This is a genomic window from Caballeronia sp. DA-9 (assembly GCF_051615025.1).
GTDB classification, from domain to species: Bacteria; Pseudomonadota; Gammaproteobacteria; order Burkholderiales; family Burkholderiaceae; genus Caballeronia; species Caballeronia sordidicola.
This window is the reverse complement of record NZ_CP195133.1, coordinates 727,270-751,040: the sequence shown is the minus strand read 5'-3', so window position 1 is coordinate 751,040 and position 23,771 is coordinate 727,270. Positions and strand designations below refer to the sequence as shown.

Here is a 23,771-nt window from a genome sequence, read left to right as displayed (position 1 = left end):
TCAACTTGCCTGCAAGCGATGCATGATGGGCTTCAAAGCCGGATAAAGATCGACATACACGCCAAAGCGTTCGGCGTATAACGCTTGGCGCTGGGCATCGGGACGAGCGCGTTCCACCAACGTCACCCACCCTCCCTCGGCCGTCTCGCGCGTAATGAGGTTCGTGCCAAGCGCGGCGAGCAGCGCGGCGCCCATGGCGGCTTCGACCTCTTCTTCAATTGACCACACCGGATACCCCGTGACGTCCGCGATGATCTGCATCCAGAGATCGGAATGCGCCGCGCCGCCCACGACGATCAACTTCTCATCCAGCGACTGCGCGCCGCGGCGCCCCGCCTCCATGTTGTGCTTGAGCGCAAACGCCACGCCTTCCAGCACAGCCCGATACAACGTCGCACGAGTGTGATAAAGACTCAACCCGACGAACGTGCCGCTCGCCTTTGCGTCCCAAACCGGACTGCGCTCGCCCATCAGATAAGGCAGGAACACAACGCCATCGGAACCGGCGGCTATTTTCGCCGCGGCCTCTTCAAGCAGCTTGTGCGGATCGCCATGAGCGGTTGCTTTCGCCGCTTCGGTCTCCGCATGGCAAAACTGTTCGCGATACCACGTGACCGACGCGCCCGCAGTGATCGCGCCGCCAAAGATATAGATGTCCTTCTGCGAGTTGTAGACGTGCGGCATGCTGATCAGACCGTGACTGGCATCGACGTTCTGATTGATGTAGCCCCAACACATGCTCGTGCCGATCATCGCAACATGGTGGCCCGCGCGCGTGACGCCGGCAGCAAAAGTGGCGACGGCGGCATCCACGCCACCGGCAATGATCGGCGTATCGTTTGCAAGGCCAAGCTCAGCAGCACATTCAGGCAGCAAGCCACCCACGATCTCCGACGAATCCACGAGCCGCGCGGGCATCATTGCAGCGGGAATGCCAAGCATGTCCAACGCTTCTTGCGACCATGACCGCCTGGCGATGTCATACACACCGCCAATATTTCCGGCCGAACTATGATCGACCGCCAGTTCGCCTGTCAGTTCATGAATGATGTACGCGTTCGGCGGCAGGAAATAACGGGTCTTGCTCCATACATCGGGCTGATTATTCTTGAGCCATAGCATCTTGGTATAGCCGTAATAGCTGTCTATGCCATTGCCGGTTATCTGCTTGAGCCGCGTTGTATCGGCAGTCTTCTCGACCCATTCCACTTCGTGCGTCGCACGGCGATCCATCCAGATCAGACACGGATATAAGGGACGCATTTCAGCGTCGACGGGAATGCCCGATCCGCCGTACAAGCTGCCTATGCAGACCGCCTTGATGTCGCTTTTGACGATGCCCTCGGCAAGGGCTTTCGTCACGCAAGCCTTGATTGTCTTTTTCACGGCGTCAAGCCACACCGAAGGCCACTGCTCTGCCCAAAGCGGCTTGGGCGTGTCGGGATGGTAAGCGCTCGAATGCTGCGCGACGATCCCGCCCTGCAGATCGACCAGCAAAGCCTTGGTGCTTTGCGTGCCTATATCGACGCCTATTACGTAAGAAGCCATTGCCTCGCTCCATGTCTCAAGATTTTCCGCGCGCTGACCCAGGCGGATTTATTGTGCGTGGCCTAGTTTAGCGCGGCTTCAGCAAAACCTTGATCGAGTCGAGCGAATCCGCGACCTTGATTGCCTCATCCCATTCTTCCAGCGTAAAGCCATGCGTCACAATACCCTTGGATGTCACAAGGCCTCGTGCAAGAAGGTCGATGGCAATCGGGTAACAATACGGTCCGAGGTGCGCGCCGCGTACGTCCAGTTCCTTGCGGTCGCCAATGATCGACCAGTCCACGGTGGTGTCGCTTCCGAACACCGAGAACTCGACGAAGCGCCCAAGCTTACGAATCATTTCGAGTCCTTGCGATACACCAATGGGCGCGCCCGTTGTCTCGATGTACACGTCGCATCCATATTGATCCGTGATGGACTTGATGATCGCCAGACCATCTTCGTTCTTCGGATTGATCGTGATGTCCGCGCCATATTCCCGCGCAAGCGCAAGACGCTCTTCCACCAGATCGATCACGACGAGCTTTCTAGGCGTCTTGAGATGCGCAACTTGCGTCATCATCAAACCCAGCGGCCCCGCGCCCGCGATCACCACAACGTCGTCAAGCTGTATATCGCCGCGATTCACCGTATGGATCGCACACGCCAACGGCTCGATAATCGCCGCGTCTTCCAGTGATATGCCATCGGGAATCTTATGGACGATGGCAGTCGGCGGAATACGCATGTACTGCGCCATGCCGCCGTCCGCAACCTCGCGCTGAAAGCCGAAGATGTTATGCACTTCGCACATCCAGTACTGTCCGGACTTGCAATAGCGGCACTTGCCGCAAGGCACGATCTGCTCGGCGATCACGCGCTCGCCCAACTCCACGCCGAAATGTTCCGCTGCGCCATCGCCAAGTTCCTCGACATAACCAAAGAATTCATGGCCCGGAATGACGGGCGCTTTCACCCACGGACTAGGACCGCCCCAAAACATCTTCGCGCCCGAATGACATTTGCAGTCGCTGGCGCAAATGCCGCATGCGGCAATGCGAATCACCAGTTCATTTCTCGCCGCCTTCGGCCGCTTGACCGTCTCGACGCGATAATCCTTGGGCGCATGACAGACAATGGCCGTCATGCTCAACGCTTCATTTGATGTGCTCATAGTGCGCTCGTTGTAGTCGTCGTGTTTAGCTGAAGAAATGCCGGTTTCCATTTTTCTATTCGTTATTCTTTAGTCACTTACGGCGGCGGTCCCGACTGATATAGATCGCTAGCAGGATGATTCCACCCTTGATCACGTTCTGCACATACGGATTCACACCAACCATATTCAAGCCGTTATTCAGTACGCCGAGCAACAGCGCGCCAATCAACGTGCCGACAATCGATCCGCGGCCGCCCGAAATGGACGTTCCGCCCATGACCACGGCCGCGATTGCATCGAGTTCGAAACCCACGCCGGCGTTCGGCTGCCCGCTCATCAGACGCGCGGTCAACACAATGGCGGCAAGCGACGACGTGAGCCCCGCCAATCCATAGACGATCAGCTTGACGCGCGCGACGCGTACGCCCGACAAACGCGTGGCGTCCTCGTTGCCGCCGATCGCGTAGACGTATCGCCCGAACGGCATGCGTTCCAGCAGCACCCACGCAATGAAATACACCACGAGCATGATGACCACGGGCATTTGCACGCCAAGCACTTTGCCATTGCCAAAGAACGCAATCCAGTCGGGCAAGCCGTCGATTGGATAACCGCCGGTGTAGATCAGCGCAAGCCCGCGCGCCACGCCCATGGTCGCAAGCGTGACGATGATCGGCGGCATGCCCGCGAACGCCACGAACAGCCCGTTCGCCACGCCAAAGCCAAGACCGACGGCGATGCCCACAACCAATGCCGCGACCGCATTCAGGCCCGACACCATCAAGCCCGCCGCAAGCGTGCCGGACAATGCCATGACCGATCCCACCGACAAGTCGATGCCGCCCGTCAGGATCACGCACGTCATGCCGACCGCGATGATCGCGTTGATCGATACTTGCCGCGCGATGTTCTCGATATTTGCCGCCGACAAAAAGCTGTTGCTCGCGAACACCATCGCCACGCATACGACGATCAATCCGACGAACGGATAAAAGATCGTCGATCGTTTGAGTCCCGCCCACGTGAAGCGCACGGGTGCGCCCGGCGATGCTGGATCAACAGTGGCGGTCTTGGGTTCCATCGATAATTTACTCATGGCTGACTCCCTGCCCGGCTGCCGCGCGGGCGGTGGTTGCGTGCGTCATGATTGCATTCGACGTGATCTCGTCACCTTCGAGAATGGCTTCTATGCGGCCTTGCCGGAACACGGCCACACGATCGCTCATGCCAACAATTTCGGGCAGTTCCGACGAGATCATGATGATTGCGTAGCCCCGCTCGGTCAGCTCGCGCATCAGCATGTAGATTTCGGCCTTGGCGCCAACGTCGATACCGCGCGTAGGTTCGTCGAAGATCAAGATGTTCGCGTGGTGATTCAGCCATCGCGCGATCACGACCTTCTGCTGGTTTCCGCCGGATAACGTGGACACCTGCGTATTCATGGTCGGCGCCTTGACGCCCACGCGCTTCATGATCGCAGCGGTGGTTCGCGCTTCATTGCGTCTATCGATAAAAAATCGCGCTTGCCGATACTTGCCAAAGTTGTTGATCGAGATGTTCTGCTTGATCGAGAAGTCCGTAATCAGACCTTCAGTCTTGCGGCTCTCGGGCAGGATGCCAATGCCAGCATCGAGAGAAGCCGCGGGATCGGCAAGCTTCATATCGGTCCCGTTGATCTTCACTTTCTTCACGTGCGCGGTATCGGCGCCAATCACCGCAAGCGCTGTTTCCGTGCGCCCCGACCCGACCAATCCGGCAAAGCCCAGAATCTCGCCTTCACGCAACGCGAACGCATTCGTGGGACCGTCCTTGTCGATCTGCAATGCCTCGACATCGAGCACGGTCTTCGCGCTCGCGCGCGGCGCGGGCTTTGGCGGAAAGCTGTTCTCTATCTTGCGTCCGACCATCATCTCGACAAGGCGGCTGACGTCCGTATCGGCGACGGCTGTATCGCCCACATACTGGCCGTCGCGCAACACCGTGATGCGGTCGCACACTTCAAAGATTTCATCGAGGTGATGCGAGATGAAGATCATGGCCACGCCTTGCGTCTTCAACTCGCGCATGATGACAAAGAGATGTTCCGCTTCCGAAGGCGTGAGCGTTGCAGTGGGTTCGTCCAGGATCAGGATGCGCGCCTCAAGCGACAACGCCTTGCCGATCTCGATGAACTGCTGCTGCGCCACCGACAGTTCGCGAATCGGCACGGACAAGTCGATATCCACTTTCAGCCGCGCGAAAATCTCCGCTGCCGAACGCCGCATGGCTGCGCGGTCCAGCAAGAATCCTTTCTTCAGTTCGCGGCCGAGAAAGATGTTCTCGACCGCGTTGAGAAACGGAATCAGGCTGAATTCCTGGAACACGATGCCAATCCCGGCCGCGACTGCATCGTGATAATCCGCGAACGCGCGGGTCTCGCCGTTGAGCGTGATCGTGCCTTCGTCGGGCTGATATATGCCGCTCAGGATTTTCATCAGCGTGGACTTACCCGCGCCGTTCTCGCCGAGCAGCGCATGCACTTCGCCGGCAGCCACGTCGAGATGAATGCCCTGCAACGCCTTCACGCCGGGAAAGCTCTTCGTGATGTTGTCAAGTCTGAGAATGGAGTTCATCGTGCTCACCTGCCGGAACGTGCCTTGGAAAACGCCCTGCGAATAAAATCTGCTTACCAGCTAAAGCCCTTGGCGTTGCTCTTGTCGATCATCTTCACGTCGATAGGAATCGCCTTCGGCACATTGGCGCCCCACTTCTTCGCAAGCGCAATGCCAATTGCAATGCGCACCTGATCGCGCGGAAATTGCGCCGACGTTTCAATGAACTTCGAGTCCGGTTTCTGCATGGCCGTGATCGCCTCAGGCGCACCGTCCACGCTCGTCAGCTTGATGTCCTTGCCCGACGCTTCAATAGCGGCCAGCGCGCCCATCGATCCACCATCGTTCACACTGAACACGCCCTTCAGATTCGGATGCGCCTGAATCATGTTCTCGGTGACCGATAACGCGGTCGCGCGTTCCTGCTTGCCGTTCTGTGTATCGACGATCTTGATGTTCGGAAACTTCGCCAGCGCCGCCTTGCAGCCGCGCACGCGTTCGAGAATCGGCACAACCGGAATGCCGTCGAGGATCGCCACTTCGCCCGTGCTGCCGAGCGTCTTGCCCAGGTATTCGCACGACATGACACCGGCATCGTAATTTTTCGATCCCACGAACGAGTCCACCGGGCCGTTCGCGTTGGCGTCCACGGCGACCACGACCACGCCCGCTTTCTTCGCGGCGTTCACGGCTGAAACAATGCCTGTCGAATCAGTCGGATTCACCAGCAGGATGTCGATTTTCTTTTGCAGCATGTCTTCAACGTCGCTGACCTGCTTGCTGACGTCGTGGTGCGCGTCGGTCACGACAACCTGTGCCCCGATGGACGCGGCCGCTTCGTTCAACGCCTTCTGCATGGAAACGAAATACGGATTGTTCAACTCCTGGAACGTCATGCCGATCTTCAATGGCTCGGCGGCGTGTGCGCCCGCCACTGAAAGCGCTGTGGCGAGACCTAACGTAGCGAGGGCGAGTTTCTTCGGGAAAGCGAAAGCGTGCATGGCTGTCTCCATCTCTTGTTGATTGGACTTGGGTACGTCGTTGGAACACTCGAACCGCGAGGACGAGTTCGCCCGGCGCGGTGCTTTTTCAAGCACCGCGTTACACGGTTTTCTCAGGAAAGGAAGAAGGCGCTAGCCGAATGCTTCGAGCGCCGGCTCGGCCTCGGACGATTCAGTTGCACTGGCAGCATTGAGCTGCTGGTAAGCGCGCCATCGCGAAGGCGACATGTTCTTGAGCAACAGGAACTGCCGGTTGAAATTGGACAGGTTGTTAAAGCCGACCTGATAGCAGATATCGGTGATATTCAGTTCTCCCGACATCAGCAACTGGCACGCGAGATTGATGCGCAGACGGTTCACGTATTGCACGAACGGCAAGCCCGTGTGCCGGCGGAAATATCGCGAGAATGCGCTCGCGCTTTGCCCCGCGAGTTCGGCAAGTTCCGTTTCGCGCAGTCCCTGCGACAGGTTCTTGCCAATATAGGAAAGCACATGATTGATGCGCGCCTCCGCATAACGCGCCGGGTCCGCACGATACGCGGCGCTCGCGAGCTTGACGGGATTGGCGCTCTGCACGAGCAGATCGAGCAGCGCCAGAAACAGCGTGATGCGCCGCATGCCTTGCGCGCTCAACATCTCGCGCATGATCGGTTCGGCCGCCGCGCCCGTTTCCGGCGTGAACAAAACGCCCCAGCACGATGCATCGAGCAGGGATTCCACGCGCTTCAGTTCGGGAAACACGTCGATGGCGCGCGCCACGAACTCGGCATCGAATTGCAGGATCAGACAGCGTTCGTTCACATGGTCGCCGGGCGGCACGTCGCTGACCCAGTTGTGCGGCAAGTTCGGTCCCATCATCACCAGATTGCCCGGCACGAAACTGCCGATGTGATCGCCAACGAAGTATTTGCCCGTGGTCGTGGTGATGAGCTGGATCTCGTACTGCGGATGGAAGTGCCAGCGCACGGTGCGGTAAGGGTAACCATGCGACCAGACTTTGAATGACTCGTCGCGCGCCACATCCACGAGTTCGAGATCGGGCTGGACGATGTTGGCACGACGCGCGGTAGTGCGTGCCGCACGGCAGTAGCCGCATGCGCCGCATCGACATGTCGTGTCATTCAAAATGGTGTGCATCTTGTCTTCCTCCTGACCCGCTGCTTTTTTCTGGCCGCGTTCGCGATGTACTCACGAGGATGCCTCGCGCCGTGCCATGACCGAAAATTAGCCTTGCCGCGGGTATTTCACCACTGAAAATGGAACTGCTCCCCGATACTTTTTTGCATTCGGGTAAGTCCTGATGCCGGAAAGAGTCAAATTTTGTGCATAGCAGCAGCGCGTTTTCACCGCGTTAAATGCTGCGGAGCGCCTTGACTTTCATCGAATCGAATACGATCATTCGCTCACAGAACGAGCAAATGATCGTGGTGACGGCAAGTGGCGCCAGCCAGAACCCGCCACGGCACGAGACACAGCATCGCGCCCCAAGCACAACCCACGGCGCATCCAGATCAGAGGAAGACACCATGACGTCCGAAAACCAAACAACCGCCGATGTGATCCTGCACATCGGCGCGGGTTCTTTTCACCGTGCGCATCAGGCGTGGTACCTGCACCGCCTGATTGAATCGGGCGATACGCGCTGGTCGCTGACCGTCGGCAATATTCGCGGCGACATGAATGCGGTGCTCGAAGCGCTCGCCGCCCAGAACGGCACCTATACGCTCGAAACCGTCACGCCGCAGGGTGAACGCAAGTACGAGACCATCCGTTCGATCAAGAAGGTCGTGCCGTGGGCCGCGGACCTGGACGCGCTGGTTGCGGTGGGCGCGGCCCCCGAGTGCAAGATCGTATCGTTCACGGTGACCGAAGGCGGTTATTACCTCGACGAACATCACAAGCTCGATACAGCCAATCCCGATCTCGCCGCGGACCTGAAAGGCGCGCGCACGACCATCTACGGCGCGCTCGCCGCGATTCTGGATGCCCGCATGAAGCAGAACGCCGGCAAGGTGACGCTGCAAAACTGCGACAACCTGCGCAGCAACGGCGACCGCTTCAAGGCGGGCATGCTCGAATTCCTGCAGTTGCGCGGCGAAACGGCATTGCGTGAATGGATGATCGCGAACACAGCGTGTCCGAACGCGATGGTCGACCGCATCACGCCGCGCCCCACGCCGGATGTGCGCGAACGCGTGCTCGCCGCAACCGGTTTCGACGACAAGGCGCCCGTCATGGGCGAAGCATTCATTCAGTGGGTGATCGAGGACGCGTTCATCGCCGGACGTCCCGCCTGGGAAAAGGTCGGGGCCGAAATGGTCGACTCTGTGCATCCCTACGAGGAAGCCAAGATCCGCATTCTCAACGCCACGCATAGCTGCATTGCCTGGGCGGGAACGCTGGTCGGATACCAATATATTCACGAAGGCACGCAGGACGCGCAAATCCGCGCACTCGCCGATGACTACGTCACGCAGGACGTGATCCCGTGCCTGTCGCCAAGCCCGATCGATCTGGCGAAGTACCGCGATGTCGTGCTCGACCGCTTCGTCAATCCGTATATTCAGGACACGAACCAGCGCGTCGCCGCCGACGGCTTCTCGAAGATCCCGGGGTTTATCGCGCCGACGTTGCGTGAATGTTTCGCACGCAAGACCGATCCAGACGCGACCGCCATGCTGCCCGCGCTGTTCTTCCGTTTTCTCGAACGCTGGCACGAAGGCAAGCTGCCGTACGCGTATCAGGACGGCGTGATGGACGCGGCGAGCGCGCACGCTTTCTTCGAAGCGGCCGATCCGGTGAAGGCTTTCGTCGCGGACAAGCTGCTTTGGGGCAGCCTTGCCGGGAGCGCGGATCTCGAACGCGTGCTGCGCGCGGCGCTGGACCGGGTCGACGCGTGGCTTGCAAAGCGCGCCTGAGCGTCCCACATTTCATAACCCCCGTCCGGTGTTATGCCAATGGCGCAACACCGGCAGCGGCGCTACATTAGCGCCTCCGGTTTTCTCCGCTTCAAGCCTTCAACAAGGGTTCGTCCATGTATTTAGGCATCGATCTCGGCACCTCCGAAGTAAAAGTCCTGCTGCTCGCGAGCGACGGCAGCGTAGTGGGCACAGCGGGTACGCCATTCACCGTATCGCGCCCGAAACCGCGCTGGTCGGAGCAAAATCCGCTCGACTGGTGGGACGGCACGCGCGCGGCCCTGTTCGCCTTGCGCGATAAATTCCCGGAAGAGTTCGCGCAGGTTCGCGGTATCGGCTTGTCGGGACAGATGCACGGCGCCGTACTGCTCGACTCCGAAGACCGCGTGCTGCGTCCCGCGATTCTCTGGAACGACATGCGCAGCGACAAGGAATGCGACGAGCTGACGCAAACCGCAACGGAGTTGCACGCGATTGCCGGCAATCTCGCGATGCCCGGATTCACCGCGCCCAAGCTGCTTTGGGTGAAGCACAACGAGCCGGAGATTTTCAACCGGACGGCCTGCGTGTTGTTGCCGAAAGATTATCTGCGCTTGCATCTGACGGGCACGAAGGTGTCCGACCCTTCAGATGCAGCCGGAACCTTATGGCTCGATGTCGCCCGTCGTGACTGGTCGGACGAACTGCTCGCCGCGTGCAGCATGACGCGCGCGCAGATGCCGGCGCTCGCCGAAGGCAGCGAGCCGTCGGGCACGCTGCTGCCGGAACTCGCCCGCGAACTCGGTTTGCGCGATGGGGTGATCGTCGCGGCCGGTGGCGGCGATAACGCGGCGAGCGCGGTGGGTATCGGCGCTACGGAACCGGGCGATGGATTTTTATCACTGGGAACATCGGGCGTGTTGTGCGTGGTCGGGGATCGCTTCCGGCCCAATCCGGCGTCCGCCGTGCATGCATTTTGTCACGCCATTCCAGACAGATGGCACCAGATGAGCGTGGTGTTGTCGGCGGCGAGTTGCCTGCGCTGGGTCTGCAAACTGACCTCCACCGACGAACCCACGCTCCTAGCCGAAATCGAGGCGCTCGATCCTGCTGCGCTGGAAATCGCGCCGCTGTTCCTGCCGTATCTCAGCGGTGAACGCACGCCGCACAACGACCCGTACGCGCAAGGCGTGTTCTTCGGCATGACGCACGCGACCGATCGCGCGTTGCTCGGTTACGCGGTGCTCGAAGGCGTGACGCTGGCGCTGACCGATGGACTCGACGCATTGCAGGCAGCCGGCACGGAAGTACACGCGTTGTCGCTGCTGGGCGGCGGCGCGCGCAGCAAGTACTGGGGCCAGTTATTGGCTGATGCCCTCAACACGCGCACGCGCACGCATGGCGGCGGTGAAACCGGCGCTGCATTGGGCGCGGCGCGTCTCGGCTGGCTTGCGGCGGGCGGCGACCCCGCTGTCGTGCTCGCAAAGCCGCCAGTGAAGGATGAATTCGTGCCGAACCCGGCGCGCCACGCAATCTTGCGGCAGCGGCTGAAGGGTTTCCGCGAGCTTTATCAGCATGTAAAACCGTTGTTCGATCCGGCGCGGCCGCGCCTCGCCTGACAATTCGGCGCGGAAGAATTTCAACAAGCTCTGCGCGCCGGAGCGTGCACAATATCGGTCAATCCGCGCGCCTCCATGGCGCGCGTTTCTATATGTGTATTCGATATAAACGACCTGACATCGAGCTCCCGTGCCCAAGTCCAACGAAAAACTCGATCTCGCCACCCGCGCCGCGTGGCTCTATTACGTCGCGGGAAACACGCAGAATGAAATCGCGGAGAAGCTGCAGATTTCGCGGCCCGTCGCGCAACGCCTCGTTGCGTTCGCGGTGGAGAAGAACCTGATTCGCGTGCGCGTGGATCATCGCGTGGCGGATTGCTTGTCGCTGGCGGCGCAGTTATCGAAGCGCTACGGATTGTCCATGTGCGAGGTCGTTCCTATCGATGGTGACTCGCCCGAGCAGGTGGACCGCAAGCTCGCGGTCGCGGGCGCGCAAGTCATGGAGCGTTATCTCACCGATGAAAAACCCCTGGTCGTCTCGATCAGCAGCGGCCGGACGCTCAAGGCCGTGGTCGCGCAAATCGGTCAACTGGAGCGGCCGCAGCATCGGTTGGTATCGATGGTCGGAGCGATCGCCCAGGACGGCTCCTCGAACCGCTACGACGTCGCGCAGCACCTTTCCGAGAAGACCGGCGGCAAACATTTCATGCTGCCTGCGCCGTTGATGGCCGATAGCCGCGCCGAGCGTGCGCAGTGGGTCAATCACCGGTTGTACCGGATCGTGGATGCGTTGTCCGAGAACGCCGATGTGGCGTTCGTTGGTATCGGCAACATGGGGATCAACTGCCCGCTGCACGAGGACGGGTTTATCACGACCGCCGAAGTCGAAGAGATGATGGAAGGCGGCGCGGTGGCAGAACTGCTTGGATTGCCTATAGATGCTGAAGGTGTCAGGGTGAAATCGACGACCGGCGAGCGCGTGACGAGCTTGCGGCTCGATACCCCGCCGAAGCGCCCGACGATCGGCTTTGCCGGCGGAATGAGAAAGCGCGCCGCGGTAATTGCCGCGTTGAAAGGGAAATGGCTGTCGGGGTTGGTGACGGACGAGTTATGCGCGCAGGCTGCGTTGGAGGCTTGATTTCAAGGCTTCAAATGCGAAAACGCCCGGACATGTCCAGGCGTTTTCGTGTGAGCGCACAAAAAAATCAAGCCGCCGACAAGACTTCCACAATCTTCCTTTGATACGCAATCCCATCGGCATTGAACAGATGACAATGCTCGGGCATGGCGCCGAGCTTGAGCACTTCGCCACGCGAATGGCGCTCCAGCGGCGGAATCCGGGCGATGATTCCATCCGGCGCCACCGATGACTCCGCGTACAGATAAGCGGCATCGCCGAGCGATTCGACGGCCATTGTCTTCGCCGATACACCGTGCTCAACCGTCGCCGCCGTCCCCGCATGCAAATGCTCGGGACGAATGCCGATCATCACGGCATCGCCAACCCTGGCGTTACCCGGCTCTACAGCAGCAAGCTGCGTCTCACCCGTTGCATACTTCACGAGCACGCCATCGCTCAGCACCTGCGTGACTTCGCCATTGAAAAAATTCATCTTCGGCGATCCAATGAACCCCGCCACGAACTTGTTCTGCGGCGCGTGATAAAGCTGGTTCGGCGTGCCGACCTGCTCCACATTTCCCGCCGACAACACCACGATCTTGTCCGCGAGCGTCATGGCTTCGACCTGATCGTGCGTCACGTAGATCATGGTCGTCTTCAATTCGTCGTGCAGGCGCGCAAACTCGAGGCGCATCTTCACGCGCAATGCGGCGTCGAGGTTGGACAGCGGTTCGTCGAAGAGGAACACTTTTGGCTTGCGCGTAATCGCCCGGCCGATAGCCACCCGCTGACGCTGGCCGCCCGACAATTGCTTAGGTTTCCTGTCGAGCAAATGATCGATGTGAAGAATCTTCGCGGCTTGCTTGACCGCCGCGTCGATTTCCGGCTTCTTCGTGCCGGCAAGCTTCAAACCAAACGCCATGTTGTCGTAGAGCGTCATGTGCGGATACAACGCGTACGACTGGAACACCATCGCAATGCCGCGCTTGGCGGGCGGCACGTCGTTCACGCGCACGCCGTCGATAGTCAGGTCGCCGCCGCTGATGTCCTCGAGTCCGGCGATCATCCGCATCAGTGTGGACTTGCCGCAACCGCTTGGCCCCACGAACACGACGAACTCACCGTCGGCGATATCGAGGTTCACGCTGCGAATCACTTCGGTTTCTTCGTAGCGCTTGTTGATGTTGCGCAGATTCAGGCTTGCCATGATGGAGTCTCCGTCTTTAACTTCGCTTTGTTTTCTGCGAGCACGAGGCTCAGGGCAGTTCAAAGCTTGCGTTTTGCAGCCACTGCTCGACAAGCGCGGGAAGCTGCCCCATTTCGTCGAACACGACACTTGCGCCAGCACGTTTCAGCGCATCGATTTGTCCTTCACTTGCATGACCGCCGCCCACGAAACCCAGCACCGTCATGCCCGCTGCCGAGGCGGCCGTCACGCCGGTCACGCTGTCTTCCACCACCACGCAACGCTCGGGCGCGACCCTGAGCGTGCGCGCCGCCGAGAGATACACGTCGGGCGCGGGCTTCGGGTTCGGCACGGTATCGGCGCAAAAAAGACGTTCGCCGAAAAAACGCACGAGACCGGTTCGGCTCAGCACGGCTTCCACGTACGACGTAAAGCTGTTGCTTGCGCAGGCCTTGCGCAGCGCGATGCCGGCAAGGGCCGCCTCGATGCCATCGACCGCCGGCGCTTCCACCGCCGACGCCTCCACGACAGCGCGGATCGCATCGATCTGCGCGGCGTCAAGCGACTTGCCGAGTATGTCGGCCGAGCTCCTGAGCACCGTTTCAATCCGCAAACCAAGCAACGGCGTAACGATAGGTTCAGCGTCCACGCCAGGCCACAGCGCCTCGATCTCCTGCACGAGCATGCGGCCCGCAATGGCTTCGCTGTCGATCAGCACGCCATCGCAATCGCATATCAGCAAGTGGTCGTCGTGGGCAGCGGCTGCAATGGATGCATCCGCCGCGCCGGCTTGGGACAAATTCAAGTTCACTGTATCGGCCTCTATAGTGCTGCGGGTGCTACTTCACTGCGCCGAAGGTCAGGCCGCGCACGAGTTGTTTCTGCGACAGCCAGCCGACGATCAGGATGGGCGCCACTGCCAGCAACGACGCCGCCGAGAGCTTGGCCCAGAACAAACCTTCCGGACTCGAATACGACGCAATGAACACCGTCAGCGGCGCCGCGTTCGAACTCGACAGGTTGATGCTCCAGAACGCCTCGTTCCAGGACAGGATCACGAGCAGCAGCGCCGTGGATGCCAGCCCCGGCAAGGACATCGGCATGAGCAGGTAGACGATTTCCTGCCACGTCGCCGCGCCGTCTATGCGCCCTGCTTCCAGAATGTCGCGCGGGATCTCGTTGAAGTACGTGTACGACATCCACACGGCAATCGGCAAGTTGATCAACGTATAAACGATGATCAAACCCCATACCGTATCGAGCATGCCGGTGTTCTTCCACAGCAGGTAGATGGGCACGAGCACGCCGACCGAAGGCATCATCTTCGTCGACAGCATCCACAGCAGAACCTTCTGCGTTTTCTTGGTCGGGAAGAACGCCATGGCGTAGGCGCACGGCACGGCGAGCAACAAGCAGATCACCGTGACGCCAACCGAGATCAGGATTGAATTCCATGCAAACGCAAAGTAATTACTGCGCGCAAAGACCTCGCGGAAGCTATCGAGCGTAGGCGTGAAAATCAGCGACGACGAATACGCCTGCTGCTCCGTCTTGAACGCCGTGATGGTCATCCAGAAGATCGGGAAAAACAGCAGCAGCGCGAACAGCCACGCAATCACGCCAAGCACGCTGCGCTTGAGCGTATCCAGGATAGGCACCGACGTTGTTGCGGTTACGGGATGGCTCATGATTCGTACTCCCCTTTCAGGTTCTTCGCGAGCATCCGCACGAGGAAGAACGCGACGATATTCGCCAGCACGACCGCCAGGATGCCGCCCGCCGAAGCCAGGCCAACGTCGAACTGTTGCAGGCCGAGCGAGTAGATCAGGTACGACAGATTGGTTGTCGCCGTTCCGGGACCGCCGCCGGTTGTCGTATAGATTTCAGCGAAGATCGACAGCAGGAAAATGGTTTCCATCATCACGACCACGGCGATCGCACGCTTCAGGTGCGGCAGCGTGATGTAGAAGAACATCGAGAACGCGCCCGCGCCGTCAATCCGCGCCGCTTCCTTCTGCTCCTGATCAAGCGACTGGATTGCAGTGAAAAGAATCAGGAAGGCGAACGGCAGCCATTGCCACGCCACGATCAGGATTACCGCAAAAAGCGGATATTCGCCAAACCAGTCGATCGGCTGCATCCCTAACGATCGCATTGCCGCAGCAACCAGGCCATACACCGGATGCAGGATCATGTTCTTCCAGATCAGTGCGCTAACGGTGGGCATGACGAAGAACGGCGCGATCACGAGCAAGCGTGCAACGCCCTGCCCAATGAACTTGCGGTCGAACAACACAGCGAGCAGCACGCCGCCGATCACGGTAATTCCAAGCACGGAGCCAATCAGCACCAGCGTATGAACAATCGACGGACCAAACGCGGGATCGGTTGCAAGAAACTCGTAGTTATCGATACCCGCGAACCCTTTGACATCCGGGTTCAGCAGGTTGTATTTCGAGAACGAATACCAGATGGTCATCGCGAGCGGAATGGCCATCCACAGGAACAATACGGCGGTCGACGGCGTGATCAGCCAGCGCACCGACTTCGCGCGTTTCTTGTCGCGCTCGGCCGCGGACTCCGCGTATGTATTCGATATGGGGGGATTAAGTTGACTCATGGTCGTGTCACCTCTCGATGAAGCGCAGGCCGCGCGCGTGGACTCTTCCGTGGAAAGAGCGGCGCGGCCTGCTGTACTGCATTAGGCACCAGGAGCGTGGGCCTCGACTGCCAGAGAACTTGCTTTACTTCTGATAACCGGCCTGCTTCACTGCGCGGTCGGCGGCTGCGTTACCCGCTTTCAGCGCTGCGTCCACGGTCGTCTGTCCCGCAACCACGCCGGCAATCGACTGGCCGACCACCGTACCGAACGACTGGAATTCCGGAATGCCGACGAACTGAACGCCGGTGTACGGAATCTTCTTAGCCGATGAATCGTTCGGGTTCGCCGACTCGATTGCATTCAACACGAAGTCGCCAAACGGCGCGGCCTTCTTGTAGTCGGCGTTCGCGTACGTCGACTTGCGCGTGCCCGGCGGAACCGATGCCCAGCCTTCGTCCTTCGCGGCCAACTGGATATATTCCTTCGATGTCGCCCACGTCGCGAACTTCTTCGCGGCATCTTGCGACTTCGACGTCTTCGGAATGGCCAGCGACCACGACCACAACCAGTGCGAGCCCTTCGGCGTCACGGCGACCGGCGCGGCAGCAAAGCCGATCTTGTCCGCCACTTGCGATTGCGACTTGTTATAGAGCATGCCGGCTGCAACCGTTGCATCGATCCACATCGCGCACTTGCCCGAAGACATCAGCGTCAGGTTTTCGTTGAAGCCGTTCGAGCTCGCTCCCGGAGGACCGTCGTTCTTCAGCAGGTCGGAATAGAACGTGATCGCCTTGTGCCATTCCGGCGTATCGAGTTGCGCTTTCCAGTTCTCGTCGAACCAGCGGCCGCCGAAAGTGTTCACGAGCGTCGATACAAACGCCATGTTCTCGCCCCAACCTGCCTTGCCGCGCAAGCAGATGCCGTACTGGCCTTTCGATTTGTCGGTGAGCTTGTCGGCGAATTGCTTGATCTGGTCGTAGGTCGGCTGATCCGGCATCTTCAGGCCAGCGGCGTCGAACAGATCCTTGCGGTAATACGTCATCGAGCTTTCGACGTAGAACGGCAGCGCGTACAACTGGCCGTTGTACGAGAGGCCATCGCGTGCGGTCTTCACCACGTCGTCGAGATCGTAGGCAGCCGGAAGATTCGTCATGGGCACGAGCCAGCCGCGCTTGCCCCATTGCGGCGCTTCATACGTGCCGATCGCCATCACGTCGAACTGGCCGCTGTTCGTGGTGATGTCGGTGGTGGCGCGCTGACGCAGCACGTTTTCTTCGAGGATGACCCACTTCAACTGGATATCCGGATTGGCTTTTTCGAACGCCGGCGACAGCTTCTTCAACTCGATCATGTCCGGGTTGTTGAGTGTCGCAATGGTCACGGTCGCCGCCTTCGCAGCAACCGGCACAAGCGCGGCCGCAGCGAATGCGGCACACGCGAACGAACGCATCGGCAGGTTTTTAAGGGTGAATGTGGCGCGTTTCATGTTGTTTCGTCTCCTTTATCGTTAGCACGGCGCTCGTGCTGCGGGCTTCTTTGACGCGTCGATCATCGGTTGATCGGATTGATACGGGCTACTACGTACTTTCTGGTACTCGTGAAACTCGAATCTGATACGGGCGGTTGGAAGCCGCCCGCCTGCCTAGCTCATCCAGTTGCCGCCGTCGACATTCAATGTCTGCGCGGTGATGTAGTCCGAATCCGCCGATACCAGGAACAAGGCCGCGCCCGTCAGATCGTTCGGCAGGCCCATGCGTCCAAGCGGTACGGCTTCGCCAACCAGGCGCTTCTTCTCGCCGAGCGGACGGTTTTCATATTTGGCGAAGAGTGCATCGACGGTTTCCCACATGGGGGTGTCGACCACGCCTGGCGCAATGCTGTTCACGTTGATGCCGTGTTGCGCGAGACCGAGCGCCGCCGATTGCGTGTAGCTGATCACGGCGGCTTTGGTTGCGCAATAGTGGGAAACTAGCGCCTCGCCGCGACGTCCTGCCTGCGACGACATATTCACGATCTTGCCGCCGCGGCCTTGCCTAACCATTTGCTGCGCGACAAGTTGCATCAGGAAGAACATGCCCTTCACGTTCACCGCGAAGAGGCGGTCGAAGATGTCCCAGGATTCGTCCAGGATCGGGCGCATGTCGAAGAGCGCCGCGTTATTGAACAAGATGTCGATGCCGCCGAATTTGCCGACAGTCGAGGACACAATGCGCTCCAGGTCATCGCGCTGGGTGACATCGGCTTTTACTGCCAGCACCTTGCCCGCGTAGTCCGAAAAACGCTGCGCCAGTTCGGCTTCGTCTTTCAGATCGACGACGACAACTTTCGCGCCCTCGTCCAGAAATCGTTTGGTGACCGCTTCGCCAATCCCGCTGGCCGCGCCCGTCACGATAGCTACCTTGTCCTGCAATTTCACGGTTGTCTCCGGTTCGTCTTTGACCGACTTCGCACTGTGCTGCGCGCGATCCTGATCGCCCGATACCGAGCGAACGCTCTGCGTGCGATCATTTGCTCTCTGCGTGGTCGAATGATCGGTGACGAGTGAGACGGTGTCAAGGCGCGTTGCCATGTTTCGATGCTGCGGCGCGCAAAGCGGCCGAAAACCGCGGGAAAACCCCAACCGGCGCGGCTTTGCGCGGAGTGCGGCTTATCCTGGAAACGCCTGGAGAGGTTTCAGCAGTATGTCCGTGGATGCAAAATACAGTGATACGTTATATCATCGCGGGCGATTTGAGCGAGGCCGCTCAAGCAGCATTCCAATCGCAGTTCCCGTCATCCACATTTATCCAGGAAACACCATGAGCAAGCTTGCCGCCGCTTTATTGACCTGCGTCGCCCTTTTCTCTGCGAGCTTTGCTGGCGCTGCTGACGCGCAAACAGCGGCCGCTGGCACCGTCGCGGTGGTCGCGGCCGAAAATTTCTACGGCGATGTCGTGCGGCAACTCGGCGGCAATCACGTTCAGGTCACAAGCATCCTGAGCAATCCGGACGAAGATCCGCATCTCTTCGAAGCCAGCCCGAAAACCGCGCGCGCGCTGCAGAACGCGGCGCTTGTCGTGTATAACGGCGCCGACTACGATCCGTGGATGGACAAGCTGCTGGCGGCATCGAAGGGAAACGGACGCACGACGATCGTCGCGGCTCAACTGACAGGCAAGAAATCCGGCGATAATCCCCACCTTTGGTACGACCCGGCCACCATGCCGACGGTCGCGAAAGCGGTGAGCCAGTATCTGGTCCAGGCGGACCCGGCGCACAAGGCCGATTACGATACACGCTTGAACACGTTCCTGAACTCGCTGAAGCCCATCGATACCCGGGTTGCTGCGCTCAGGAGCCAGTTCAAGGGCGTGCCGGTAACGGCAACGGAACCGGTGTTCGGCTATATGTCGGATGCGATCGGCCTGGACATGCGCAACGCCCGTTTCCAGCTTGCCGCAATGAACGATACGGAACCGAGCGCGTCGGATATCGCCGCATTCGAAAAGGATCTGCGCGAGCGTCAAGTGCACGTGCTGATCTATAACAGTCAGGCAACGGAAGCATTGACCAAGCGCATGCTGAAAGTAGCTCATGATTCACACGTGCCGAGCATCAGCGTCACCGAGACGTTGCCCGCCGGCAAGACCTTCCAGACATGGATGACGTCGCAGCTCGACGCATTGTCGGCTGCGCTGCAGGGAAAGACACGATGATTGTCAGGGTTGGCTGGAAGTTCGAGGATGCGTCCTGATGACGACATCGATCAAAGCGAGCGCGCTTACCGTCGAGCACGTCACGCTTGAACTCGGCGGCCGGCCGATCCTGAAGGACGCGAGCTTCAGTGTCGAGGCGGGTGAGTTTATCGGCGTGCTGGGGCCGAATGGCGCCGGAAAGACCACGCTCATGCGTGCAATGCTCGGCTTGCTACCGTTATCGAAAGGCGCGATTCGCGTGAACGGCGCGGCGGTCGTGCGCGGCAATGCGTCGATTGGTTATATGCCGCAGATTCGCAGCGGCCTCGCCGGCCGGCGCGTGCGTGGCCGCGATTTTGTCGCGATGGCGGCGGACGGCCATCGCTGGGGTTTGCCGCGTGCGAGCGCGGCGGCGAACGCGGATGTGGATCGCGTGCTCGATCTGGTCGATGGCCGCGCGCTCGCCGCGCGTCCGTTGTCGGAACTGTCAGGCGGTGAACGGCAGCGCTTGCTGCTTGCGCAATGCCTGCTCGGCGACCCGAAGCTTTTATTACTCGACGAACCCCTGATCAGCCTCGATCCGCGTCATCAAACAGGCGTGGTCGATCTCGTGCGCCGCGTGCAGCGCGAGCTTGGCATCACCGTGCTGTTCTCGGCGCACGAGCTCAATCCGCTGCTCAACTCGATTGATCGCGTGCTGTACCTCGGCAATGGCCGCGCGGCGCTTGGCACTATCGACGAAGTCATTACGAAGCCGGTTCTTTCGCAGCTTTACGGATCGCCCATTGACGTCATGCGCGTGAACGGCCGCATTTTTGTCATGGCCGGCGACGTGGAAGTCGACAAGCTCGATCACGCGCACGAAGACGGTCCCGACGGTCATTCGCATTCCCACGACCACGATCACGGTCACGCTCACCACCACCACTCCGGAACGCATTCCCACGATGTTTGAATACGAGTTCATGCGCAACGCCTTCGCGGCGTCGGGAATCGTCGCGGTGCTGGCGGGAATTGTCGGATACTTTCTGGTGCTGCGCGGGCAGACCTTCGCGGGTCACGCGTTGTCGCACGTGGGTTTTACCGGCGCGACCGGCGCGGTGCTCGTGGGTATCTCGCCGCTCTGGGGCATGGTCGGTTTCACGCTTGTTGCAGGCATCGGCATGGGCGCGCTCGGCGAAAAGCTGACAGGACGCGATGTCGCCATTGGCGTGATCCTGTCTTTATCGCTCGGTTTCGGGTTGCTGTTTCTGCACTTCTTTACCGCCTACGCAAGCCAGGCGACCGCGCTGCTGTTTGGCAACGTGCTTGGCGTGAGCCATGAAACGCTGGTGGTGCTGGTCGGGCTCGCCGTTGTCAGTCTCGGTGCGTTGGCCGTGATCATGCGGCCGTTACTGTTCGCGTCGCTGCAGCCGGAACTGGCTGAGGCCAAAGGCGTTTCGCTGCGGCTCGTGTCCGTATTGTTTCTCGCGATCACGGCGCTGGCGGTGGCGGCGTCGACACAGATTGTCGGCGTGCTGCTCGTGTTTGCGCTGATGGTCGGCCCGGCAGCAGCGGCACAAAACGTGGCGACGCGATTGTCGACCGGTGTTGTGCTGGCAGCGGTTTTCGCGCTCGGGCAAGCGTGGGTTGGGTTGACGCTGGCGTATTACACCGACTGGCCAACCAGCTTCTGGATCACGATGCTGGCCGCAGGGGTCTATGGGGTGAGTTTGCTGGGAAGGAGATAAAACATGCCGATGGGTATATACTTTGGTATCTACCCAGTGTGGGCATTGCGATGAAACAGACAGCGAAACTATTTATCAACGGCCGTAGCCAAGCCGTCAGATTACCCGCGGAATATCGATTCGATGGCGACGAAGTTTTCGTGCGCCGTGATCCGGAAACCGGTGACGTGATTCTTTCGCGCAAACCGACGAACTGGAACAGTTTTATCGAGGCACTCAAGGCCACCGAGGTTCCCGACGACTTCCTAGATGCTAACGAGCGCAATCAAGGAACACATCGGCAAGATCCCTTTGATGGATGGAACGAGTGAAGCGATACATGCTTGACACGAACACGGTCAGTCACCTGATCAAGAGACACACGAGCGTCATGCCGCGACTCGAAGCCGTATCCATCTCAAGCGTTTGCATCTCCGCCATCACAGAGGGAGAACTGTTATTTGGATTGGCAAAGCGTCCGGACGCAATAAAGCTACGACGGAGTATCCACGAGTTCCTGCTACGCGCGAACGTTCTGCCATGGGACACCTTGGTAGCCGAAGAATACGGAACGCTCCGTGCCGAACTAGAACAACTTGGAAAGTCACTCGCGCCAATGGACCTGCTCATCGGCGCCCACGCCCGCTGCGTTGATGCCGTTCTGGTTTCGAATGACAGAGTCTTTCAACATGTACCGAACCTAAAACTCGAAGATTGGACCGAGTAGAAACGGAATTGCCTCACCCACACAGCGTCCGCGCATGAAACGCCACGTGCTCGCCAATAAACGTCGAGATAAAGTAATACCCGTGGTCATAGCCTTCGTGCCGGCGCAGCGTCACAGCCTGCCCCGCCGCCTTCGCCGCCGCCTCGAAACGCTCCGGATGCAATTGCGTGGCGAGGAAATTATCGGCGAGACCCTGGTCGATCAAAATCCCCGCTTCAAACTTCGCCTTTGCGCTTTTCACCAGTTCGCTCGCGTCGTGTTGCTTCCACGCTTCCCGGTCATCGCCCAGATAACCTGAAAACGCCTTCTCGCCCCACGGACAATGCGAAGGCGCCGCAATCGGCGCAAACGCCGACACCGACTTGTAGATATCCGGATTCTTCAACGCCAGAACCAGCGCGCCGTGACCGCCCATCGAATGGCCGAAGATGCCCAGGCGGTCTTCACGCACGGGCAATTCCGCGAGAACGGCCGTGCGCAATTCCTGCGTCACATACGAGTACATCCGATAATTCCGCGACCAGGGTTCCCGCGTGGCATCGACATAAAACCCCGCGCCCACGCCGAAATCCCACGCGTCACTTTCGTTCGGCACGCCGGCGCCGCGCGGACTGGTATCGGGTGAGATCAACGCAATGCCGTGCTCAGTCGCATAGCGCTGCGCGCCGCCCTTGATCGCAAACGTCTCTTCCGTACACGTAAGCCCCGCGAGATAAAACAACGCGGGCACCTTGGCGTGCGCGGCTTGCGGCGGCAGGAAAACGGAGAATCGCATCGGCAAGCCGATGGTTTGCGAGTCGTGCTTGTAAATCCGCTGCACGCCGCCAAAGCAGCGATGTTCTTCCACGAGTTCCAGCATGGCTTGGTTCCTTTTCAGCGAGACGTTCCACGCAATCAATACAACACGACCGAACGAATCGACTCTCCCTTTTTCATCAGGTCGAAGCCTTCGTTGATGCGCTCGGGCGGCAGCGTGTGCGTGATCAGATCGTCGATGTTGATCTTGCCTTCCATGTACCAATCCACGATCTTCGGCACGTCCGTGCGTCCGCGCGCGCCGCCGAACGCCGAGCCTTTCCATTCGCGGCCGGTCACGAGCTGGAACGGACGCGTCGAGATTTCCTCGCCCGCCGCCGCCACGCCGATGATGAACGACTGTCCCCAGCCCTTGTGCGTGCATTCGAGCGCCTGACGCATCACCTTCGTATTGCCGATGCATTCGAAAGAATAGTCAGCGCCGCCATCGGTGAGTTGCACGATGTGATCGACCACGTTCGGCACGTCGTTCGGGTTGATGAAGTGCGTCATGCCGAACTTCTTCGCAAGTTCCACGCGACCCGGATTGATATCCACGCCGATGATCTTGTCGGCGCCCACCATCTTCGCGCCCTGGATCACGTTCAGGCCGATGCCGCCCAGCCCGAACACGACCACGTTCGCGCCCGCTTCGACCTTTGCCGAGTACACGACCGCGCCCACGCCCGTTGTAACACCGCAGCCGATATAGCAGATCTTGTCGAAGGGCGCGTCTTCACGAACCTTCGCCACCGCGATTTCCGGCACGACGATGTAATTCGAAAACGTCGATGTCCCCATGTAATGGAACAGCGGCTTTCCGCCGATGGAAAAACGCGATGTCGCGTCCGGCATCAAGCCACGGCCTTGCGTGGAACGGATGGCCTGGCACAAGTTGGTCTTGCGCGAGAGGCAGAATTTGCATTGACGGCATTCGGGCGTGTAGAGCGGAATGACGTGATCGCCTTTCTTCAAGGTGCCGACACCCGGCCCGACATCGACGATCACGCCCGCACCTTCGTGCCCCAGAATTGCCGGGAAGATGCCTTCCGGATCCGCGCCCGAAAGCGTGTAGTAGTCGGTGTGGCAAATGCCCGTTGCCTTCACCTCGATGAGCACTTCGCCGGCGCGCGGCCCTTCAAGATCCACTTCCTCGATGGTCAACGGCTTTCCTGCTTCCCATGCAATGGCGGCTTTCGTCTTCATGTGTCCGATTCCTTTCTGTGA

22 protein-coding genes are annotated in these 23,771 nt (G+C 59.7%); 8 read left to right on the top strand and 14 right to left on the bottom strand.

Annotated features, from left to right (window positions below):
* The 6 genes from ACRWA7_RS19580 to ACRWA7_RS19555 form a co-directional block, all read right to left on the bottom strand.
* Entirely contained in the window at nt 1-1,548 is a 1,548-nt protein-coding gene (locus tag ACRWA7_RS19580) for an FGGY-family carbohydrate kinase (protein ID WP_438395578.1), read from the bottom strand.
* 67 nt (nt 1,549-1,615) lie between these two features.
* Complete coding sequence (locus tag ACRWA7_RS19575; protein WP_060857076.1) at nt 1,616-2,701, bottom strand: alcohol dehydrogenase catalytic domain-containing protein; 1,086 nt, start codon at nt 2,699-2,701, stop codon at nt 1,616-1,618.
* A gap of 73 nt (nt 2,702-2,774) precedes the next feature.
* A complete protein-coding gene (locus tag ACRWA7_RS19570) occupies nt 2,775-3,764 on the bottom strand; it encodes an ABC transporter permease (RefSeq protein WP_438396699.1) in 990 nt (329 codons plus the stop codon).
* A gap of 7 nt (nt 3,765-3,771) precedes the next feature.
* The gene (locus ACRWA7_RS19565) at nt 3,772-5,295 is read right to left on the bottom strand and encodes a sugar ABC transporter ATP-binding protein (protein WP_438395576.1); all 1,524 of its coding nucleotides are present in this window, start codon (nt 5,293-5,295) and stop codon (nt 3,772-3,774) included.
* 53 nt (nt 5,296-5,348) lie between these two features.
* Nucleotides 5,349-6,275 carry a substrate-binding domain-containing protein gene (locus ACRWA7_RS19560; RefSeq protein WP_438395574.1) on the bottom strand — a complete coding sequence of 309 codons (927 nt, stop codon included), beginning with the start codon at nt 6,273-6,275 and terminating at the stop codon, nt 5,349-5,351.
* Between the two features lie 132 nt (nt 6,276-6,407).
* On the bottom strand, nt 6,408-7,412 hold the full coding sequence (locus ACRWA7_RS19555; protein WP_438395573.1) for an AraC family transcriptional regulator: 1,005 nt from the start codon (nt 7,410-7,412) through the stop codon (nt 6,408-6,410).
* 389 nt (nt 7,413-7,801) lie between these two features.
* On the opposite strand from ACRWA7_RS19555, the gene dalD reads away from it, so the two are divergent.
* The 3 genes from dalD to ACRWA7_RS19540 all read left to right on the top strand — a co-directional run bounded on the left by dalD (nt 7,802) and on the right by ACRWA7_RS19540 (nt 11,869).
* Entirely contained in the window at nt 7,802-9,193 is a 1,392-nt protein-coding gene (gene dalD / locus ACRWA7_RS19550) for a D-arabinitol 4-dehydrogenase (RefSeq protein ID WP_438395571.1), read from the top strand.
* 116 nt (nt 9,194-9,309) lie between these two features.
* Nucleotides 9,310-10,791 (top strand): xylulokinase, encoded by a 1,482-nt coding sequence (gene xylB, locus ACRWA7_RS19545; protein ID WP_060857021.1) that lies wholly within the window; start codon nt 9,310-9,312, stop codon nt 10,789-10,791.
* A gap of 130 nt (nt 10,792-10,921) precedes the next feature.
* Nucleotides 10,922-11,869: a sugar-binding transcriptional regulator gene (locus ACRWA7_RS19540; RefSeq protein ID WP_060857020.1), complete on the top strand. Its 948-nt coding sequence runs from the start codon at nt 10,922-10,924 to the stop codon at nt 11,867-11,869.
* Nucleotides 11,870-11,936: 67 nt separating this feature from the next.
* On the opposite strand, the gene ACRWA7_RS19535 is transcribed toward ACRWA7_RS19540, so the two are convergent.
* The 6 genes from ACRWA7_RS19535 to ACRWA7_RS19510 form a co-directional block, all read right to left on the bottom strand.
* Entirely contained in the window at nt 11,937-13,058 is a 1,122-nt protein-coding gene (locus tag ACRWA7_RS19535; protein ID WP_438395568.1) for an ABC transporter ATP-binding protein, read from the bottom strand.
* Nucleotides 13,059-13,107: 49 nt separating this feature from the next.
* Nucleotides 13,108-13,836, bottom strand: coding sequence for an HAD family hydrolase (locus tag ACRWA7_RS19530; protein ID WP_438396698.1), 729 nt, complete (start codon nt 13,834-13,836; stop codon nt 13,108-13,110).
* A 40-nt stretch (nt 13,837-13,876) separates the two neighbouring features.
* Complete coding sequence (locus ACRWA7_RS19525) at nt 13,877-14,725, bottom strand: carbohydrate ABC transporter permease (protein ID WP_060857018.1); 849 nt, start codon at nt 14,723-14,725, stop codon at nt 13,877-13,879.
* Nucleotides 14,722-15,657, bottom strand: coding sequence for a carbohydrate ABC transporter permease (locus tag ACRWA7_RS19520; protein ID WP_060857017.1), 936 nt, complete (start codon nt 15,655-15,657; stop codon nt 14,722-14,724). The genes ACRWA7_RS19525 and ACRWA7_RS19520 overlap by 4 nt, the downstream gene beginning before the upstream one ends.
* 124 nt (nt 15,658-15,781) lie before the next feature.
* Entirely contained in the window at nt 15,782-17,089 is a 1,308-nt protein-coding gene (locus ACRWA7_RS19515; protein ID WP_099050571.1) for an ABC transporter substrate-binding protein, read from the bottom strand.
* A gap of 192 nt (nt 17,090-17,281) precedes the next feature.
* Nucleotides 17,282-18,055, bottom strand: a complete 774-nt coding sequence (locus ACRWA7_RS19510; protein ID WP_438396697.1) for an L-iditol 2-dehydrogenase — start codon at nt 18,053-18,055, stop codon at nt 17,282-17,284.
* A 382-nt stretch (nt 18,056-18,437) separates the two neighbouring features.
* Here ACRWA7_RS19510 and ACRWA7_RS19505 point away from each other — a divergent pair, with 382 nt between their 5' ends.
* Genes ACRWA7_RS19505 through ACRWA7_RS19485 form a run of 5 tightly spaced genes read left to right on the top strand, consistent with a single transcriptional unit; the run spans nt 18,438 to nt 21,749 of the window.
* Nucleotides 18,438-19,334: a metal ABC transporter solute-binding protein gene (locus ACRWA7_RS19505; RefSeq protein ID WP_438395566.1), complete on the top strand. Its 897-nt coding sequence runs from the start codon at nt 18,438-18,440 to the stop codon at nt 19,332-19,334.
* A gap of 37 nt (nt 19,335-19,371) precedes the next feature.
* Nucleotides 19,372-20,268 carry an ABC transporter ATP-binding protein gene (locus ACRWA7_RS19500; RefSeq protein WP_438395564.1) on the top strand — a complete coding sequence of 299 codons (897 nt, stop codon included), beginning with the start codon at nt 19,372-19,374 and terminating at the stop codon, nt 20,266-20,268.
* On the top strand, nt 20,261-21,043 hold the full coding sequence (locus tag ACRWA7_RS19495; protein ID WP_438395563.1) for a metal ABC transporter permease: 783 nt from the start codon (nt 20,261-20,263) through the stop codon (nt 21,041-21,043). The genes ACRWA7_RS19500 and ACRWA7_RS19495 overlap by 8 nt, the downstream gene beginning before the upstream one ends.
* A gap of 50 nt (nt 21,044-21,093) precedes the next feature.
* A complete protein-coding gene (locus tag ACRWA7_RS19490; protein WP_060857011.1) occupies nt 21,094-21,354 on the top strand; it encodes an antitoxin in 261 nt (86 codons plus the stop codon).
* Nucleotides 21,342-21,749 carry a type II toxin-antitoxin system VapC family toxin gene (locus ACRWA7_RS19485; protein ID WP_438395562.1) on the top strand — a complete coding sequence of 136 codons (408 nt, stop codon included), beginning with the start codon at nt 21,342-21,344 and terminating at the stop codon, nt 21,747-21,749. The genes ACRWA7_RS19490 and ACRWA7_RS19485 overlap by 13 nt, the downstream gene beginning before the upstream one ends.
* 13 nt (nt 21,750-21,762) lie before the next feature.
* On the opposite strand, the gene fghA is transcribed toward ACRWA7_RS19485, so the two are convergent.
* Both fghA and ACRWA7_RS19475 read right to left on the bottom strand, forming a co-directional pair.
* Nucleotides 21,763-22,608, bottom strand: a complete 846-nt coding sequence (gene fghA, locus ACRWA7_RS19480; protein WP_438395561.1) for an S-formylglutathione hydrolase — start codon at nt 22,606-22,608, stop codon at nt 21,763-21,765.
* Between the two features lie 35 nt (nt 22,609-22,643).
* Nucleotides 22,644-23,750, bottom strand: a complete 1,107-nt coding sequence (locus ACRWA7_RS19475; protein WP_438395559.1) for an S-(hydroxymethyl)glutathione dehydrogenase/class III alcohol dehydrogenase — start codon at nt 23,748-23,750, stop codon at nt 22,644-22,646.
* Nucleotides 23,751-23,771 lie beyond the last annotated feature (21 nt).

Bases quoted from the DNA above. Each gene is read 5' to 3' on its own strand.
- ACRWA7_RS19580 (WP_438395578.1), bottom strand. From the start codon at position 1,548: ATGGCTTCTTACGTAATAGGCGTCGATATAGGCACGCAAAGCACCAAG.
- ACRWA7_RS19575 (WP_060857076.1), bottom strand. From the start codon at position 2,701: ATGAGCACATCAAATGAAGCGTTGAGCATGACGGCCATTGTCTGTCAT.
- ACRWA7_RS19570 (WP_438396699.1), bottom strand. From the start codon at position 3,764: ATGGAACCCAAGACCGCCACTGTTGATCCAGCATCGCCGGGCGCACCC.
- ACRWA7_RS19565 (WP_438395576.1), bottom strand. From the start codon at position 5,295: ATGAACTCCATTCTCAGACTTGACAACATCACGAAGAGCTTTCCCGGC.
- ACRWA7_RS19560 (WP_438395574.1), bottom strand. From the start codon at position 6,275: ATGCACGCTTTCGCTTTCCCGAAGAAACTCGCCCTCGCTACGTTAGGT.
- ACRWA7_RS19555 (WP_438395573.1), bottom strand. From the start codon at position 7,412: ATGCACACCATTTTGAATGACACGACATGTCGATGCGGCGCATGCGGC.
- dalD (WP_438395571.1), top strand. From the start codon at position 7,802: ATGACGTCCGAAAACCAAACAACCGCCGATGTGATCCTGCACATCGGC.
- xylB (WP_060857021.1), top strand. From the start codon at position 9,310: ATGTATTTAGGCATCGATCTCGGCACCTCCGAAGTAAAAGTCCTGCTG.
- ACRWA7_RS19535 (WP_438395568.1), bottom strand. From the start codon at position 13,058: ATGGCAAGCCTGAATCTGCGCAACATCAACAAGCGCTACGAAGAAACC.
- ACRWA7_RS19525 (WP_060857018.1), bottom strand. From the start codon at position 14,725: ATGAGCCATCCCGTAACCGCAACAACGTCGGTGCCTATCCTGGATACG.
- ACRWA7_RS19520 (WP_060857017.1), bottom strand. From the start codon at position 15,657: ATGAGTCAACTTAATCCCCCCATATCGAATACATACGCGGAGTCCGCG.
- ACRWA7_RS19515 (WP_099050571.1), bottom strand. From the start codon at position 17,089: ATGCGTTCGTTCGCGTGTGCCGCATTCGCTGCGGCCGCGCTTGTGCCG.
- ACRWA7_RS19505 (WP_438395566.1), top strand. From the start codon at position 18,438: ATGAGCAAGCTTGCCGCCGCTTTATTGACCTGCGTCGCCCTTTTCTCT.
- ACRWA7_RS19500 (WP_438395564.1), top strand. From the start codon at position 19,372: ATGACGACATCGATCAAAGCGAGCGCGCTTACCGTCGAGCACGTCACG.
- ACRWA7_RS19495 (WP_438395563.1), top strand. From the start codon at position 20,261: ATGTTTGAATACGAGTTCATGCGCAACGCCTTCGCGGCGTCGGGAATC.
- ACRWA7_RS19490 (WP_060857011.1), top strand. From the start codon at position 21,094: ATGAAACAGACAGCGAAACTATTTATCAACGGCCGTAGCCAAGCCGTC.
- ACRWA7_RS19485 (WP_438395562.1), top strand. From the start codon at position 21,342: ATGGAACGAGTGAAGCGATACATGCTTGACACGAACACGGTCAGTCAC.
- fghA (WP_438395561.1), bottom strand. From the start codon at position 22,608: ATGCTGGAACTCGTGGAAGAACATCGCTGCTTTGGCGGCGTGCAGCGG.
- ACRWA7_RS19475 (WP_438395559.1), bottom strand. From the start codon at position 23,750: ATGAAGACGAAAGCCGCCATTGCATGGGAAGCAGGAAAGCCGTTGACC.